This is a genomic window from Paraburkholderia sp. BR10141 (assembly GCF_056155635.1).
The window spans coordinates 394,761-410,739 of record NZ_JBMIQH010000001.1 but is presented as its reverse complement, the minus strand read 5'-3'; the positions used below and the strand labels follow the sequence as shown (position 1 = coordinate 410,739).

Here is a 15,979-nt window from a genome sequence, read left to right as displayed (position 1 = left end):
CGCAAAGTCATGGCTTCTGGCCGTGCCGTTTAGCCGCCATGCGCCGGCGTTTCCTGCGCGAGCACCACGTCGCCGCTCTGGCTCCAGCCGCCGCCCAGCGACCGGTAGAGCGCCACCGCCGCTTGCGCGCGCTCGCGCTGCGCGTCGTTGAGCAGGTCCTGATCGGCGAGCAAGGTTTGCTGCGCGCTCAGCACATCGAGAAAGTCCGTGGCGCCGCCCTTGTAGAGCTGGTTAGCGAGCTTGAGCGATTGCGCCGACGAAGCCAGCGCGTCGTTCAACTGCTGCGTCTGGCTCGCCGTGCTCACGAGATCGCTGCGGCTGTCTTCCACTTCGCGCAGAGCCTGCAGCATGGTCTCCTGCAGATTCAGTTGCGACTCGCGCATGCGGCTCTCGCTCTGGTCGATGTCGGCCGTGATGCGCCCCGCGTTGAAGATCGGACTCGTCGCGCCGATCGCCGCACTAAAGAGGTTATCCGTGAGCGTGGGCATGCCGAGGTAGGACGCCGCGAGAATGCCGTCCGTGAGATTGAGCGTGAACTTCGGATAACGCTCGGCGCGCGCCACGCCCACTTCCGCCGCGCGCTGCTGCACGGTGGCGTAGGCGGCCTGCACGTCGGGGCGGCGCAGCAGCGCCTCGGAAGGCAGCATCTGCGGCACGCTCGCGGGCACGCCGGGAATGGGCGCCGTTTGCGCGAGCGCGAGCTGCGCCACCGACTCCGGCGTGCGTCCCGTGTACACCGCGATCAGGTTCAACTGATGATCGATGCTCGCCTGCGCCCGCGGAATGCGCGCCTGCAGTTCGCTTAGCTGCGTTTGTGCGCGTGCCACGTCCAGTTGCGTGGAAAGGCCGTATTTCAGGCGGTCTTGCGTGAGCAGCAAGGTGTGTTTGCGAATCTCCAGGTTATCCTGAAGGATCTTCAACTCTGCCTGTGCATAGCGCAGATCGACGTACGCCGAGGCCGTATTCGCCGCCAGCGCGAGACGCACGGCATCGAGCGCATGCTTCTGGCCCACGAGGTTCGCTTGCGCCGCGAGCAGGTCGAGCCGCTCGCCGCCGAACACGTCGGGCGACCAGCTCAGCGCGAGGCCCGCGCCTGCCTGCTTCACATAGCCGAGCGGCGGCGGCGTGTTCTGCCGCGTATAAGCGCCATGCGCGGTGAAGTCCAGTTGCGGCAGCAGCGCCGCGTGCTTTTGCGTCGTGATCGATTGCGCCTGCTTCACGCGTTCGGCGGCGGCCTGCAAATCGAGATTGCCTTCGAGCACCGTGGCGAGCAGCGTATCGAGCGTCGGGTCGCCGAATTGCGCCCACCAGGCGCGCGCTTCGATAGCGTCCTGCGGCGCGTCGATCCGCCATGCCACCGGCGCCGTTTCGTGCACCGTGGCGGGCAGGTCGGGATGCTGCGCGGGCTGCACCGCGCACGCGGCGAGCACGGCGGCGGAAAGCAGCGAGAGTACGAGGCGCATGGGAGTCGATGAGCGTTCAGGGGTTTTCATGGGGCACCTCAATGGGCGTCGGGCGGCGGGCCACCCAGCGAAATCGGCTTGGAGAACGCCACGCTCGCAATGGCGACCAGGAAGCAAAGCGAGAGCACGAAGAACGTATCGGAGAACGTCATCACGAGCGCTTCGCGCAGAACCAGTGCGTGCAGTTGCGCGAGGCCCGCTTCGGCGGCATCGAGTGCATTGCCCGCCACGGACGACCAGTACGCGGTACGGCCCGCCAGCAGCAGCTGCACCTGCGGTGCGCCGCCGGTCACGCTCTCGTTCAGGCGCAGATAGTGAAAGTTGAGCCGGTCGTTGAGCATCGTCGCGCTCACGGCAATGCCGATCGCGCCGCCCAGGTTGCGCATGAGATTGAAGAGACCGCTGGCCGACTTGAGCCGCGAAGGCGGCAGCGATCCGAGCGACATCGTGACGATAGGCGGAATGGCGAACTGCTGGCCAATGCCGCGCAGCGCCTGCGGCACCAGGAACTGCTGCCAGCCCCAGTCGTGCGTGAGCGGCACATACAGGTAGCAGCCAAACCCGAAGCAGATCAGCCCGAACAGCATCAGCGCGCGCATGCTGAAATAGCGCGTGGCGAAGGCGTAGACGCCCAGCGCGAGCAACTGGAACACGCCCACCGAAAGCAGCGACAAGCCGATCTGCAGTGAACTGTAGCCGCGCACTTCCGCGAGAAAGAGCGGCGTGAGATAAACGGCCACGAAAATGCCGATGCCCGTAACAAACGAAAGCAGACTGCCAATGCCGAAGTTGCGTACGAGCAGCGCGCGCAGGTCGACGATGGGGTCCTTCGCCGTGAGCGCGTGAACGATGAAGAGAAAGCCGCAGATCGCGGATATCCACGTACAGGCAACGATCACGTCGTCGCCGAACCAGTTCTTGCGCGGGCCTTCTTCGAGCACGTATTCGAGGCAGCCGAGAAAGCCGCACATGAGCACGATACCCAGATAGTCGCCCCGCTTGAGCAGCGAAAGATCGGGCTTGTCGATGTTCACGTACTTCGGGACGAGCGCAGCCACCGCAATACCCGGCACGAGGTTCAGATAGAACAGCCAATGCCACGACCATTGATCGGTGATCCAGCCGCCGATCACGGGCCCGAGCGTGGGCGCGAGCGAGGCGAGCGCGCCAATGGTCGTGGAGGCGACGAGACGCTGCTTGCCGGGAAAGAGCACGAAGGCCGTGGTGAACACGGTGGGGATCATCGCCGCGCCGAGTGCGCCTTGCAGGCCGCGGAACACGATCATCGAGTTGATGTCCCAGGCGAGGCCGCACAGCATGCTCGTGATGGTGAAGCCCACCGCGGAGGCCACGAAAAGCCAGCGCGTGGAGAACACCTTCGAGAGCCAGCCCGACATGGGGATCACCATGATCTCGGCAATCAGATAAGCCGTCTGCACCCATGACAGCTCGTCCTGGCTCGCGGAAAGACCGCCGCCGATGTCGCGCAACGACGAAGCGACGATCTGGATGTCGAGCGTGGCCATGAAGAAGCCGATGCACATCAGCGCGAACGCGAAGGCGCGTTGCGCCATCGGCTGCAGATGGGGAGCGAGTGTCGGGTCGGCGCTGGTCGTGGCGTTCATCGTCGTAGCCTCTTCAATGCGCTTGCGTGAGATGCACTTTCACGGTCGCCGAAAGACCGGGCCGCAGCGCGGCTTGCAGGTCCGCCGGCGCATTCGCGTCGACGCGGATGCGCACCGGCACGCGCTGCACGATCTTCGTGAAGTTGCCCGTGGCGTTCTCGGGCGGCAGCACGCTGAAGGTCGCACCGGTGGCGGGCGCGAGGCTCTCCACGGTGCCGTGCAGCGTGCCGCTGGCCGCGTCGAGCGTCACGTCGGCACGGTCCCCTGCGTGCATCTTCTTCAACTGGTCTTCCTTGAAGTTCGCGTCCACCCACAGGCCCGTGGCAGGCACCACGGTCAGCAGCGGCGCGCCCATGTTGGCAAGCGTGCCCACCCGCGCCGTGCGATTGCCGATGTAGCCATCCACGGGCGCGGTCAAGGTCGTGTATTCGACGTTCAGTTGCGCGAGGCGCTGGTTGGCCTCGGCCGTTGCGACACGCGCCTGGGCGTCGTTAATTTGCGCGGCCAGCACGTCGAGCTGGCGTTGCGCCGCCAGTACCGCCGCGCCGCTTTGCGCAACCGACGCCTGGGCCTTCGCGTAGTCGGAATCCGCGCGCTCGACCAGCTGGTTCGAGACTGCGTCGTCCTTCACCAGTTCGCGGTAGCGCGTCTGGTCCTGACCGCTGCGCGTGAGTTCCGCATTCGAGGCGCGCACTTCGGCCTGGTGCTGGTTGATCACCGCTTCCTGCAACGTGCGCCTCGCCTGCAACTCGTCGACCGCGGCGCGCGCGCTCGCCAGCTCCGCGTTGGCCTGGGCGAGCTTCGCGTCATAGTCGCGCGAATCGAGACGCAGCAGCACCTGGCCTGCGTGCACGCGCTGGTTGTCCTGCACGGGAATCTCGGCGACGAAGCCGCTCACGCGCGGCGCCATCACGGTGACATTGCCGCCGACGTAGGCGTCGTCGGTGGTCTCGACGAAGCGCAGCACAAAGAACCAATAGCCGGCGGCAGCCGCCAGCACGAGAGCGACCGCGCCCAGCGCGAGACGCATGCGCGAGATGCGCGTACGCTCTCTCGCTTGCGTGGGCTCGACCACGACGGAAGTGGAAGGACTCGACATGACGTTTACCTGTGCATATACACTACTAAAGATGAAAAAAACGCCGCGATGGGAACAAGCGCGACGCAACCCACAAATCCAACCGAAAACGTTAAACCGCCCGTGTGATGCGAAACAGCTCGCGCCGCAGCCACGCGGCGCGTCGTGCGCCAAAACGGCGCTCGAATTCGTCCTGCGCCGCGCGCCAGTGGTCGTGCGCCGCTTCGAGGCGCGTGCGGCCCGCTTGCGTGAGCGCGAGACGGCGGCGTCGTTCGCCGCCGTCCGGCGCATCGGCCACGAGCGCGCCTCGCAGGAGCGGCCGCAAGGCGCGCACGAGCGTGGTGCGCTCCATCACCATCGAGCGCCCGAGTTCCGCCATCGTGAGACTCGACGCACGGCCCAGCGCGCCGAGAATGCTGAACTGCGTGGGCGTGAGTCCTGCCGCGCTCAAGTGCCGCTCGTAAAGCTGCGACAGATGCCGCGCGGCCTGGCGTACGGCAAAACAATCGTCGTGCTCGGGTGACTGGTAAATGTGCATATGCACAGAGTAGGCGGCAATCAGGCCCCGAACAAGCCTTACGCACGGCATCACATTATGGCCGCGGCGACAATAATCGCGGCCATTCTTTCAATTAGCCTTCACCTCCAGGGCCGCGTCGTGCGTCACGTCATCGAAAAACGCCGTGGCGTGGTCGATGAACGCGCGCACCTTCGCCGGCAGCAGCGTGCGCGTGGTATAGGCGAGGCGAATCTCGATCTGCATGTCGACGAGCGGGAAGTCGTCGAGTACCGTCACGAGCTTGCCCGCCTCCAGTTCCTCCCCCACGAGCGCGGTGGGGAGAATACCGATGCCGAAGCCTTGCAGCACCATCGCGCGGTTGAACTCGGGGTTGTTCGAGGCGATTTCGTGGTGCAACGGCACGACGACTTCCTCGTCGCCCACGCGAAACGCGATCGCGGGCTTGCGCATGGAAGGCGGCATCGGCACGAACACGTGATCGGAGAGGTCGGCAGGATGCTTCGGCGTGCCACGCGCTGCGAGATACGCGGGCGTCGTGACGAGCGCGAGCGGAATGCGCTCGAGCAGGCGCGTGACGGTCGATTCGTTGTTGAGCATGAACGGCAGCACGAGCCCGAGATCGTAGCCGTCCGCGATCAGGTCGACGGGGCGCTCGGTGAGGATCACGTCGAGCGTCACCTTGGGATGCGCGCGCTTGAAGCTGGCGATAAGCGGCACGAGGCGATTGACCGTGGCCGTGGTGTGCGCGACCAGGCGCAGCACGCCGCTCGCTTCGCGCGTTTGCACGGTGGCGTCGGCCTCCAGCGCATCGAGATCGTCGAGCACGCGGCAGCAGCCTTCGTAGAAGCGCTCGGCCGCCTCGGTGAGCGACACCGCGCGCGTGCTGCGATGAAAGAGCCGGCTGCCAAGGCGCTTTTCGAGGCGCGCGATGGCGCGCGAGACGACAGGCGTGGTGAGGCTGTGCATGTCCGCGGCGCGCGTGAAGCTGCGCGCCTCGACGACGGAGCGGAAGATCCGCAGGCTGTCGATGTAATCCATGGTCGTGAGGGGGATGGTGTTGGCGTAGCTTAATGCGTTTCAGTCGCCCTCGCCGAACACCTCCGCACAAAACGCCCGCCCCTCGTCCGACAAACTCGCCGTGCCGCTCCCATCTTCGGCCTGCGTCGTCACCACGAGGCCGCCGTCTACGAGCGCCGTCAATTGTCTGCGCAATCCGCTCATCGGCACGCCGGCCTGCTTCGAGAGTTTCGCGAGCGACCATGCGCGCCCCTGGCGCTCGTGTTTCTCGCATTCCGCGCGCCACAACTGCTCGAGCACGGCAATCAGCACCGGGTCGACGCCCAACTCGTCAGCGTCGGCGTCTTCGCGTTCTTTATCTGCGTTCATCGTCTGTCTCCTCATGCCATCTTCGCAGCCATTTCGCCTAGCGTCTTCAGCGCGGCTTCGGTCTGCGCGTTCCATGGGTAGCTGTAGTTCAGCCGGATGTAGTGGTGATACTCGTTGCGCATCGAGAACATGTAGCCTGGCCCGATGGTGATGCCCTGCGCGAGCGCCGCCTGATAGAGCCGCATCGAATCGACGCGCGGCGGCAGTTCCACCCACAGCACGTAGCCGCCTTGCGGCTCCGAGGTGCGCGTGCCCGCTGGAAAGAAGCGCTCGACCATCGCCCGCATGAGCCGCGCCTGTTGCCGGTAGAAGCGCCGCACGCGGCGCAGATGCCGGTCGTAGCCATCGTGGCGCAAGTAGTCGGCGAGCGCCACCTGGGGAACCGAGGGTGTCGTGAGCGTGTTGAGGAACTTGAGCTTTTCGACCTGCGCGCGGTAGCGCCCCGGCAGCGCCCAGCCGATGCGGTACGAGGCGGAAAGGCTCTTCGAAAACGAGGCGCAATGCAGCACGAGGCCGCGCATGTCGAACTGCTTGAGCGTGGAAGGACGCGTCTGCCCGAAGTACAGCTCCTGATAGACGTCGTTCTCGATCACGGGCAAGTCGTGCGCCTCGGCAAGCGCCACGAGCCGCGCCTTGTTTGCGTCGGGCATGCGAAAGCCCAAAGGATTCTGGAAGTTCGGCATCACCATGCAGGCCGCGACCTTCTGGCGCGCCAGCACGCGCTCCAGCGCGTCGAGGTCGATGCCGGTATCCGCGTGCGTGCTCACTTCGATCGCGCGCATGCCCAGACGCTCGATGGCGTGCAGCATGGCGTAGTAGGTGGGCGATTCGACGGCCACCGTGTCGCCCGGCCTGGCCACGGCTTGCAGGCTCAGGTTGATCGCCTCGGTCGCGCCCACGGTGATGACGATTTCCTCGGGGTCGACGCTCACGCCGTTTTCGGCATAGCGCCGCGCGATCTGGCGGATCAGTTCGGGGTTGCCGGGCGGCAGGTCGTCGATGAGGTTCCAGCTCGCATGGCGGCGCGCAATGGCGTTGGCGTACTGGTTGATGCGCCGCCAGGGGAACAGCGCCGGGTCCGGGTACGGCGAGCCGAGCGGTACGGCGTCCTGCGCGCCGATGCTGCGCAGCGTGGAAAGCACGAGCCGGCTCACATCCACGTTGGCGGGCACGGGTTGCCTCGGCGCGCTGGCGCGGCGCGGCTTGCCCGGCGAGGCGGCGTCCTTGCCCTGTGCGCCCTGTGCGCCCTGTACGCCCGCCGCGCCGCGCCCTTGCGGTGCGCCCACGCGCGCACGCACGAAATACCCCGATTGCGGCCGCGACTCGATCACGCTGCGGCTTTCCAGCAGCGCGTAGGCGCGCAGCACCGTCTTGATGCTCACGCCGTGCTGCTGGCTCGCGCGCCGCACGGAGAGAATGCGCTCGCCGGGGCCGAACACGCCGCGGCGCACGGCGGCTTCGATATCGTCGGCGAGTTGCTCGTAGCGGGTCACGTTCGGGTTGCGTTCGATCAAGCGAAAGGGGGAGGCCACGCGCGCGAGGCCGATCCCGGCAAGTCTATGACAAAACACCGCAACTGTATCCCTTGCTTTTTGGTTTTTCTGTGATCTCCGGGAGCACAGGAACACAGTAGCCTTGAGTCATCGGGCAGACCGCCCTGGAAAACGAAAAGCCAACCGCATCATGAAGAAGCCGCAAGGTCGCATCGAGCCGTATCATCATCCCGCCGCCGGCTGGGGCGCGCTCAAGCAGGTCGCCATCAACCTGATCAAGGAAAAGGTGACGGGCGGCAATTACCGCACGCTGCTCAAGCAGAACCAGCCCGACGGCTTCGACTGCCCCGGCTGCGCGTGGCCCGACCGCGAGCACGCTTCCACGTTCGAATTCTGCGAGAACGGCGTGAAGGCCGTGGCGGCGGAGGCGACCAGCAAGCGCGTGACGCCGCAGTTTTTCCAGGAGCACACCGTTAGTGAACTGATGGCGCAGTCCGACTACGAACTGGAGCAGCACGGCCGCCTGACCGATCCGCTCGTCTACGACGCGCTCCAGGACCGCTACGTGCCGATCGAGTGGGAGGACGCGTTCAAGCTGATCGCGAAGCACCTCAACGCGCTCGACGACCCGAACCGCGCCGCGTTCTACACCTCGGGCCGCGCGAGCAACGAGGCCGCGTTCCTCTACCAGCTCTTCGTGCGCATGTACGGCACGAACAATTTCCCCGACTGCTCGAACATGTGCCACGAGGCCACGAGCCGCGGCCTGCCGGGCACGGTGGGCATCGGCAAGGGCACGGTCACGCTCGACGACTTCGAGCACGCCGACACCCTGCTCATCTTCGGCCAGAACCCGGCAACGAACCATCCGCGCATGCTCGGCGAGTTGCGCGAATGCGCGAAGCGCGGCGCGACCATCGTCTCGATCAATCCGCTGAAGGAGCGCGGCCTGGAGCGTTTCGCGAGCCCGCAGCACACGCTCGACATGCTCTCGCCCAAGGGCGTGCAGATCAGCTCGGTGTTCATCCGTCCGCGCGTGGGCGGCGACTTCGCGCTCATCAAGGGCGTGGCCAAGCGCGTGATCGAACTCGACGACGAAGCGCTCGCGCAAGGCACGGAGCGCGTGCTCGACGTCGATTTCATCGCCGAACACTGCGTGGGCTTCGACGCATTCGCCGCCGACCTGCGCGCCGAATCGTGGAACACGATCGTCGCCGAAGCGGGCGTGCCGATCGACGAGGTGCTCAAGCTCGCCGACATCTACGTGAAGGGCAAAGCCGTCATCTCGACATGGGGCATGGGCCTCACGCAGCACAAGAATTCGGTGGCGACGATCCAGTTGCTTTCGAACCTCATGATGATGCGCGGCAATATCGGCCGCCGCGGCGCGGGCCTATGCCCCGTGCGAGGCCATTCGAACGTGCAGGGCGACCGCACGGTGGGCATCGAGGAAAAACCCACGCAGGCGTTCCTCGACCGTCTCGGCAAGGCCTACGACTTCGAGCCGCCGCGCGAGCACGGCTACGACGTCGTGGAAACGATTCACGCGATGCTCGAAGGCCACGTGAAGGTGTTCATCGGCCTGGGCGGCAACTTCTCGATCGCCACGCCCGACACGCCGCGCACGTGGGAGGCCATGCGCGCGTGCGCGCTCACGGTGCACGTGACGACGAAGCTCAACCGCAGCCACCTCGTTCACGGCCGCGACGCGCTCATTCTGCCCACGCTCGGCCGCACCGAGATCGACCTGCAGAACGGCGTGCCGCAAGGCGTGAGCGTCGAGGACTCGATGAGCATGGTGCACATCTCCTACGGCATGAACCGGCCCGCTTCGACGAACCTGCTTTCGGAAATCGCGATCGTCGCGCGCATGGCGCACGCCACGCTCGGCAGCGACAAGGTGGACTGGCTCGACCTCGCCGCCGACTACGCGAAGATCCGCGACGGCATCGAAAAAGTGTTCGACGGCTTCGAGAACTACAACGAACGCCTGAAGCACCCGGGCGGCTTCCACCTGGGTGTGGCCTCGCGCGAGCGCGTGTGGAAAACGCCGAGCGCCAAGGCACAGTTCGTCGTGCACGCCATCGCGCTCGATACGCCCATTCATCGCGCGCGCGCCGAGCACGGTCCGCGCCTCATGACGCTCATGACCACGCGCTCGCACGATCAGTACAACACGACGATCTACGGTCTCGACGACCGCTATCGCGGCGTGTACGGCCTGCGCCGCGTGCTGTTCGCGAACCGCGAAGACATGACGATGCTCGGCTTCGAGCCGGGCCAGCACGTGGACATCACGAGCGTGTGGGACGACGGCGTCGAGCGCCACGTCGAGGACTTCATGCTGGTGGAGTACGACATTCCACGCGGCTGCCTCGGCGCGTACTATCCCGAGACCAATCCGCTCGTGCCGCTTTCGTCCATCGCCGATGGCGCGGGCACGCCGACTTCGAAGTCGATTCCGGTGCTGCTGACCCCGGCGAAGGCTATCGATCACGCCATCGCGGCGTGATGTCTGATCCGAAGGCCCCGGCAATCGCGCCGGGGCCTTTTTGCATGCGCGGCGCTTAGCTTGCGAGCTTGCGGAACGTTTCCAGCACCGCTTCGCCCTTGAAAGGCTTCACGATCCAGCCACGCACGCCGGCCGCCTTGCCGCGCTCCTTCATGGCCGGGCTGCTTTCCGTGGTCAGCATGACCACGTTCACGGCCGTATTCGCGAGTTCGCTGCGAATCTTCTCGACCATCGTGAGGCCGTCCATGTTCGGCATGTTCACGTCGCTCACCACGAGCTTCACGCCGGGGTTCGAGCGCAGCTTCGCCAGGCCGTCCTTGCCGTCCACGGCCGTGTCCACGTCCAGACCGTTCTTGCGCAGAAAGCCGGCCACTTCGTCGCGCACCGTGCTCGAATCGTCCACCACCAGAATCTTTGCCATGCTGTCCCTCTCTGTTGCGCCGCGTTGGGCGCGCATTTGATCAAAATAATTCGAGTTCGCCGCTGGCCTGCTCTTCGACGGCAGCGGCGGCGGCCTGAGCGGCCGTCTCGTCAAACCTTTCGCGCGACCAGCCGAGGCTGAACACGAACCGCTGGTCGATCACCACTTCGCGGCCCGTATCCGGGCACGTGAGCCGGTACTTGATGCACAGCTGCGGGTTGTCGGAGCCAAACGACAGATAGCGCCGCCGATGATTGATGAGCAGCGGCACCTGCACCTGCGCGCGGCCCCAACCCGCCTCGCCGGCTGCGTGTGCGTTACCCAGATAACGGTTACGGAACGCACCCCACACGAGATTCGTGAGTTCGGCGAGCACGCCGTTCACGTCGCGGAAGTCGCTCGCTTCATCGCGGCCCGCGCGCGGCGGCAGCAGTTCGATCAGCGGCGCCTCCTCGGTCTGCATGAGAAGCCAGCCACGGCACCATGCGGTCTCGATCGGAATCAGCGTCAACACCTCGCCGAAGATGATGCGGTCGCGCACGATGCTCGGCGTGTCCCAGTTCACCTCGAGTCCGGCAAAGAGGCCACGCAGGCGCCCGAGCGTCATGTCGGTGATGCCGTCCACGAGCGGGTCCGGATAGTCGTGCGAGAACACGTGCGCTTCGAGCGCCGCGATCAACGTTTCGGGATCGCTTTCGTGCCAGCTCGCGCACGGCAGGCGGCGCAACGGCTCGGGCAACGCATCGCTGTGCCCGTTCGCTGCGCGGCGCAGAACGACGGGCAGTTCGGGGCGTTCTGCTTCCAGCGCAACGGCCACCGCCGCCGCGGCTTCGAGCGAGCCGCCGAAGTCCTCGCCGAGCAGCACGCCGCCCAGGTCGTAGTGCGTCTTCAGCGCCGCAGAGAGCGCATCGCGTCGCACCGACACGCACACGCAATCGTGTGCGGCTGCGGTTTGCGCGATCGCCTCGGCGCGCGCCGTATCGCTTTCCAGCAGCAACAGCTTGCTGACTGGCTTGTTCGTGTTCATGTGTCCTTTCTCTACCTTCAAAACAACTCGAGTTCGCCCGCGCTGTCGTGCACTTCGACTGCAGCGGTGCTCGCCACGAAATCGAGCGGCGCCTGCGTGCAGACGCACAGCGTGGCGCCAAGCCGGACGTCGTGATCGATCGTGAGCGCGTACGACTGCACGTAATCCGGCTTCAGCTCGCGCAGATACGGCAGACATCCACTGCTGAGCGCATAGGGCGTGGACATGCCGAGGTCGGGGAAATGCTCGACCAGCCGCTGGTTCATGGCCCCGCAGCACAGATTGCCGAACTCCATGAAGCACTCGGTGAGCGCACGCGCGGCGTCGCCCACGTAGTAGCGCCGCGTGCGCTCGTCATCTTCGAAGTGCAGCAGCAACAGCAGGCGGAACTGCATCGACGAAATCGTCAGCACGACCAGGTGATCGCCCTGGGGCGCGTCGCCCGCACGAGGCTCGAATTCGCAGCTGTGCTGCGCGTCGGTCACGAGACGCATGCGCGCCGCCGCGAAAAAAATCCGCTCGATGCTGTCCTTCGCGTGCGTGCCGATCATGCGTGCGCCCCGGCGCGCGTCGCTTCGAGCTGGTGATGCAGCTGCTGCGTCGACGCTTCCACGCTCGCGAGCGTCGCCGCGATCATCTTGCCGCCCGCCTGAATGTCCTGGAACGTCGCGGCCGTGATGAGGTCGTTGCGGTTCAGGCTGTCGCGGTAGCTCTTCGAGAGTTCCTGCGAACGCGTGGCGAGCGAGCGCACTTCACCCGCCACGATCGAGAAGCCACGGCCGGCCGCGCCCGCGCGCGCCGCTTCGATCGAAGCGTTGAGCGAGACGATGAGCACATGGCTCACGATCGACGACAGCTCCTGGTTCTTCTTGTGCATGTCGTTGTTCTGCGCCATCAGCGAGATCATCTGCTCGTGCCAGCGCTCGAACGTCGACGACATGAGCTTCAGGCGCGCAGCCTCGCTCGCGATGCGCGCCGCGTGCTGCATGGCGTCGTCACGCTGTGCGCGCTCGCTGGCGAGCGCCGCTTCGAGTGCGTCGGCCACGGACCTGCGCTGCGCGAGTTCCGCGCGCAGCGACTCGATCTGCGCAGTCAGCGACTCGTGTTTGCGTGCGGCGTCTTCCTGCTGCGCCGTGTGGTGCGCTTGAGCCTGTGCAAGCGCGGCTGCGTGCGCGGCATCCTGCGCGCGCGCTGCCTCACGTGCGTGCGTTTGCGCACGCTTGCCCCACAGGGCAGCCGCGCCGGCCGCCAGCGCGATAAGCGCTGCACCTTCGATCAAATACGGTAAGACCACTTCCACCCCCGCCATGCGCTAGCCCGCCAGCGCTTCCTCTTGCTTTGCCTGTGTTGCATTCGCCACCTTGACGGCCCACTCCTGCGGCAAACGCACGACGGTCTGGAAATGCCGGTAATCGGCGCCCGCGCGATCATCGGTGAAACGCAGTTCGATGGCGCCACCCTCGCGTTCGAGGAAATCGCGCACCGCATCCATGCCCACGCCGCGGCCGGAGACTTCGGTCACGCTCGTCGCCGTCGAAAAGCCGGGGCGGAAAATGAACGCCGCGATCACGTCGTCGCTCACCGCTTCATAGGCCTGCAGCCAGCCGCGCTCAACCGCAATGCCGCGAATGCGCGCGAGCGCAAGGCCGCGGCCGTCGTCGGCGAGCGTCAGTTGCAGCGCACCGTCGTGCACGTTCACGTCGATGTCGATGTGACCCGACTCGTCCTTGCCGATGGCGCGGCGCTGCGCCGGCATTTCAATGCCGTGGTCGAGCGAGTTGCGCAGCAGGTGCATGAACACGTTCTTCACCGTGCCGGCGGCCTCGCTGCGCAGGCGATAGCCGTTGTCCGCGATCCGCACCACCGGTTCCACCTTGCCGAGTTCCTGGGCGAGCGAGGGCAGCGAGCCGGTCACGCCCGCGAGCGCATCGGCCACGCGCTCGGTGCCGATGGCGCGCAGCGTAGCGCGCAGTTCGGCGCGCATCGCACGCAGGGCCGGCAGGTCGTTGTCGTCAGTGCGATCGACGATGCGCAGCGTCTCTTCGATCGCTTCGCGCGTGACCGTGAGGCTCGCCGCGCCGTTTTGCGCGCCAGCCGCACGCGGGCCGCGCCCGAGGCTCACTTCGTTGATGCTCGAATAGTGCTCGAGCGCCGTCTTCACGCGCTCCAGATCGGCGATCAGCGCCTGCTGGTCCCACGCGTGGCTCGTGTCCTCGCGGCGCAACGCGTCATAGCGCTGCTCGACTTCGTGCACCACGCCCGTGAGATGCTGCAGGCTGTACGTGCGCGCATTGCCCTTGATCGTATGCATGTTGCGGAACAGCGCGGCAATCGCGCTCGTGTCCGCGCAGTCGTGCTGGCGAATGATGTGCTCGTTCTCGTGAATGAAGCTCGTCGAGCTTTCCACGAAGTGATGGAACTTCTCTTCGCTCACCGCGAGAATTTCGCCGATCATTTCGAGGCGGCGCTTCTGCTCGCCCGCTTCGGCCGCGAGTTCGCGCAACTCCGTCACGTCGCGCACGCACAGCATGAGGCGCACGACCACGTCGTTTTCGTCGGTGATGGCCGACCAGCTCAGGTCGAGCACCTTCGCACGGCCATCGGGCAGCGTGCGCGTGATTTCGTTCACGAGCAGATGCTGATTGAAGGCGAAGTTCACGTCGTCTTCGCCAAGGCAAGCGTGCACGGCGGCGTCGATTTGCGCGAGGGTGTCGGCGTCGAGATCCGTGTGCGAGAACACGAGGTCCATCAGCGAGCGGCCCGCAATCTCGTTCGTTTCGAAGATTGCTTCTAGATACGCCGAATATTCGTTGTGGATCGTCGCGCCTTCGACGACCGTGAGAATGCCCTGCTGCATGTTCTGCAGCATCGCCTGAATGTCGGCGGTCTTGCGCTTGAGCTGCGCGGAGCTTTGCTGGATCTTCTCGATCATGCCGTTGAAGGCGACGATTGAATGACCGATTTCGTCCATGCGGCCCACGGGCACGCGGCGCGTGAAGTCCTGGCTGGACGCGATCTCGCTCATCATGGCTTGCATGCGCGAAAGCGGCCGCGTGATCTGGCGGTAGAGCAGCGCGCCGATGAGCGTGAGCAGCAGCACCGCGCCGCCCGTCACGCCTGCGATCGCGCTCGTCGTGGTGTCGAGCGTGCCGTTGAGCGTGCGGATCGCGTCGTCCTTCTGGCGGTTCTTTTCCACGCGCATCGTCGTCACGATACCTTCGAGTTCGTCGCGGTACTGCGCGACGTTCGCGAAGAGATAGGCCTGCGCGAGGTCGTTCTTGCCGCTCGCCTTCATCTTCGCGGTGTCGTCGATCGCGGAGAAGTAGTTCGCGAGGCTTTCCTGCGCCTGCGAAACGAGGCCTTCCTGCGCGTGGCTCGCGGCGCCCTTGCGCTGCACGTCGAGCGCGGCGCGCAACGCGGCTTCCTTGTCCTTGAGTTCGTTTTGCGCGAGCGACGCGACCGTGGCGTCGGGTGCGTAGACGAGCGTCATGGTCGCGAGTTGCACGTCTTTCACGAGCGACACGAGGTCGGATGAAGCGAGAGCGCTCGGCACGACGCCCTGGGTAACCTGGCGGACGTCGGTGGCGCTGCGGCGGGCCTGCAAGGCCGCGTAGCCGCCGATGGCGGACAGCGCGACGAACATCAGGACGATGAGTAGCGTGATGCGGTGACGAATGGTCATGTCGAAATCCCCGGGCCTTCGTCGCGCCGGCTGCGCTATGGTTGCGCAGCTCGGGACACGTCGGCCAATTATTCGCGGTGGATTATCGACGTTCAGGTATGACGAAATGATGACTACGCATAATTCGCCCGAGCGCACTGTGCGTTACGCCACACTTGACGTTCGCTCTGCGTTGCGCATTGTCCGGCCACGCCGCGGCGCTCAGTCGGGAACGGCCGGGTCGTCGAGAAAGAGCACCATCAGTTCGTCGTCGGCGTACTCGCCGTCGAGGTACAGGCCGCGGGGCTCGACTCCGTAGCGCACGAAGCCGCACGAGCGGTAGAACGCCTGGGCGCGGGGGTTCAGCACGCTCACCACCAGTTGCACCTGGAGCAAGCCTAGCGCACGAGCGTGAGCGATGACGCCCTCCATCAATTGCCTCGCAATGCCCGCGCCTCGCCATGCAGGATCGACAAAGACGCCCCAAATGAGCCCCTTGTGTGCCAGCTTGCGGCGCGGCTCGCGCATGAGGCCGGTGATGCCGACTAGCGTGTCGTCCACGAATGCGCCGAATACGACCTGGTTCTCCGTGGCACGCACCCGGGCGCGGCTTTCTTCGGGCGTGCGCTTCGATTCCTCTTCATAGGTCGGGACGATGCCGGCGGGATTATTTCTGGTCGCGTACAAACGCATGGCGTGAAACGCCTCGGCGTCCTGCTCGGTCAGCGGGCGAATCGCTGTATGCGTTGGCTTCGTCGGCTTCGTTTCGTTCATGTGCAGCGCCTGGCATGGA

The 15,979-nt window shown here is 65.7% G+C and carries 14 protein-coding genes; 1 reads left to right on the top strand and 13 read right to left on the bottom strand.

What is annotated here, in order from left to right; genetic code table 11:
- Positions 1 to 29 precede the first annotated feature (29 nt).
- From ACOJB8_RS01955 to ACOJB8_RS01925, 7 genes are all read right to left on the bottom strand, one after another.
- The gene (locus tag ACOJB8_RS01955; RefSeq protein WP_069261490.1) at positions 30 to 1,463 is read right to left on the bottom strand and encodes an efflux transporter outer membrane subunit; all 1,434 of its coding nucleotides are present in this window, start codon (positions 1,461 to 1,463) and stop codon (positions 30 to 32) included.
- 38 nt (positions 1,464 to 1,501) lie between these two features.
- Positions 1,502 to 3,037: a DHA2 family efflux MFS transporter permease subunit gene (locus tag ACOJB8_RS01950; RefSeq protein ID WP_141710551.1), complete on the bottom strand. Its 1,536-nt coding sequence runs from the start codon at positions 3,035 to 3,037 to the stop codon at positions 1,502 to 1,504.
- A 64-nt stretch (positions 3,038 to 3,101) separates the two neighbouring features.
- Positions 3,102 to 4,187 (bottom strand): HlyD family secretion protein, encoded by a 1,086-nt coding sequence (locus tag ACOJB8_RS01945; RefSeq protein ID WP_475010799.1) that lies wholly within the window; start codon positions 4,185 to 4,187, stop codon positions 3,102 to 3,104.
- Between the two features lie 91 nt (positions 4,188 to 4,278).
- Positions 4,279 to 4,704: a MarR family winged helix-turn-helix transcriptional regulator gene (locus tag ACOJB8_RS01940; protein WP_069261493.1), complete on the bottom strand. Its 426-nt coding sequence runs from the start codon at positions 4,702 to 4,704 to the stop codon at positions 4,279 to 4,281.
- A gap of 90 nt (positions 4,705 to 4,794) precedes the next feature.
- The gene (locus ACOJB8_RS01935) at positions 4,795 to 5,724 is read right to left on the bottom strand and encodes a LysR family transcriptional regulator (protein WP_342946887.1); all 930 of its coding nucleotides are present in this window, start codon (positions 5,722 to 5,724) and stop codon (positions 4,795 to 4,797) included.
- A gap of 39 nt (positions 5,725 to 5,763) precedes the next feature.
- A complete protein-coding gene (locus tag ACOJB8_RS01930) occupies positions 5,764 to 6,072 on the bottom strand; it encodes a helix-turn-helix domain-containing protein (protein ID WP_342946886.1) in 309 nt (102 codons plus the stop codon).
- An 11-nt stretch (positions 6,073 to 6,083) separates the two neighbouring features.
- Positions 6,084 to 7,565 (bottom strand): aminotransferase-like domain-containing protein, encoded by a 1,482-nt coding sequence (locus ACOJB8_RS01925; RefSeq protein WP_342947172.1) that lies wholly within the window; start codon positions 7,563 to 7,565, stop codon positions 6,084 to 6,086.
- A gap of 190 nt (positions 7,566 to 7,755) precedes the next feature.
- On the opposite strand from ACOJB8_RS01925, the gene ACOJB8_RS01920 reads away from it, so the two are divergent.
- A complete protein-coding gene (locus ACOJB8_RS01920) occupies positions 7,756 to 10,077 on the top strand; it encodes an FdhF/YdeP family oxidoreductase (RefSeq protein ID WP_342946885.1) in 2,322 nt (773 codons plus the stop codon).
- Positions 10,078 to 10,132: 55 nt separating this feature from the next.
- Here the strand turns inward: ACOJB8_RS01920 and ACOJB8_RS01915 are convergent, their stop codons facing one another.
- The 6 genes from ACOJB8_RS01915 to ACOJB8_RS01890 form a co-directional block, all read right to left on the bottom strand.
- The gene (locus ACOJB8_RS01915; protein WP_028229743.1) at positions 10,133 to 10,498 is read right to left on the bottom strand and encodes a response regulator; all 366 of its coding nucleotides are present in this window, start codon (positions 10,496 to 10,498) and stop codon (positions 10,133 to 10,135) included.
- Between the two features lie 40 nt (positions 10,499 to 10,538).
- Positions 10,539 to 11,525, bottom strand: coding sequence for a chemotaxis protein CheX (locus ACOJB8_RS01910; protein WP_475010792.1), 987 nt, complete (start codon positions 11,523 to 11,525; stop codon positions 10,539 to 10,541).
- A gap of 17 nt (positions 11,526 to 11,542) precedes the next feature.
- Positions 11,543 to 12,076, bottom strand: a complete 534-nt coding sequence (locus ACOJB8_RS01905) for a hypothetical protein (protein ID WP_342946883.1) — start codon at positions 12,074 to 12,076, stop codon at positions 11,543 to 11,545.
- On the bottom strand, positions 12,073 to 12,834 hold the full coding sequence (locus ACOJB8_RS01900) for a methyl-accepting chemotaxis protein (RefSeq protein ID WP_342946882.1): 762 nt from the start codon (positions 12,832 to 12,834) through the stop codon (positions 12,073 to 12,075). The genes ACOJB8_RS01905 and ACOJB8_RS01900 overlap by 4 nt, the downstream gene beginning before the upstream one ends.
- Positions 12,835 to 12,837: 3 nt before the next feature.
- On the bottom strand, positions 12,838 to 15,207 hold the full coding sequence (locus ACOJB8_RS01895; RefSeq protein ID WP_342946881.1) for a HAMP domain-containing protein: 2,370 nt from the start codon (positions 15,205 to 15,207) through the stop codon (positions 12,838 to 12,840).
- A 201-nt stretch (positions 15,208 to 15,408) separates the two neighbouring features.
- Positions 15,409 to 15,960 carry a GNAT family N-acetyltransferase gene (locus ACOJB8_RS01890; protein WP_342946880.1) on the bottom strand — a complete coding sequence of 184 codons (552 nt, stop codon included), beginning with the start codon at positions 15,958 to 15,960 and terminating at the stop codon, positions 15,409 to 15,411.
- Positions 15,961 to 15,979 lie beyond the last annotated feature (19 nt).

Coding starts and splice junctions, on each gene's coding strand:
- ACOJB8_RS01895 (WP_342946881.1), bottom strand. CDS start 15,207: ATGACCATTCGTCACCGCATCACGCTACTCATCGTCCTGATGTTCGTC.
- ACOJB8_RS01930 (WP_342946886.1), bottom strand. CDS start 6,072: ATGAACGCAGATAAAGAACGCGAAGACGCCGACGCTGACGAGTTGGGC.
- ACOJB8_RS01910 (WP_475010792.1), bottom strand. CDS start 11,525: ATGAACACGAACAAGCCAGTCAGCAAGCTGTTGCTGCTGGAAAGCGAT.
- ACOJB8_RS01915 (WP_028229743.1), bottom strand. CDS start 10,498: ATGGCAAAGATTCTGGTGGTGGACGATTCGAGCACGGTGCGCGACGAA.
- ACOJB8_RS01890 (WP_342946880.1), bottom strand. CDS start 15,960: ATGAACGAAACGAAGCCGACGAAGCCAACGCATACAGCGATTCGCCCG.
- ACOJB8_RS01945 (WP_475010799.1), bottom strand. CDS start 4,187: ATGTCGAGTCCTTCCACTTCCGTCGTGGTCGAGCCCACGCAAGCGAGA.
- ACOJB8_RS01950 (WP_141710551.1), bottom strand. CDS start 3,037: ATGGCGCAACGCGCCTTCGCGTTCGCGCTGATGTGCATCGGCTTCTTC.
- ACOJB8_RS01900 (WP_342946882.1), bottom strand. CDS start 12,834: ATGGCGGGGGTGGAAGTGGTCTTACCGTATTTGATCGAAGGTGCAGCG.
- ACOJB8_RS01940 (WP_069261493.1), bottom strand. CDS start 4,704: ATGCACATTTACCAGTCACCCGAGCACGACGATTGTTTTGCCGTACGC.
- ACOJB8_RS01955 (WP_069261490.1), bottom strand. CDS start 1,463: ATGCGCCTCGTACTCTCGCTGCTTTCCGCCGCCGTGCTCGCCGCGTGC.
- ACOJB8_RS01905 (WP_342946883.1), bottom strand. CDS start 12,076: ATGATCGGCACGCACGCGAAGGACAGCATCGAGCGGATTTTTTTCGCG.
- ACOJB8_RS01920 (WP_342946885.1), top strand. CDS start 7,756: ATGAAGAAGCCGCAAGGTCGCATCGAGCCGTATCATCATCCCGCCGCC.
- ACOJB8_RS01935 (WP_342946887.1), bottom strand. CDS start 5,724: ATGGATTACATCGACAGCCTGCGGATCTTCCGCTCCGTCGTCGAGGCG.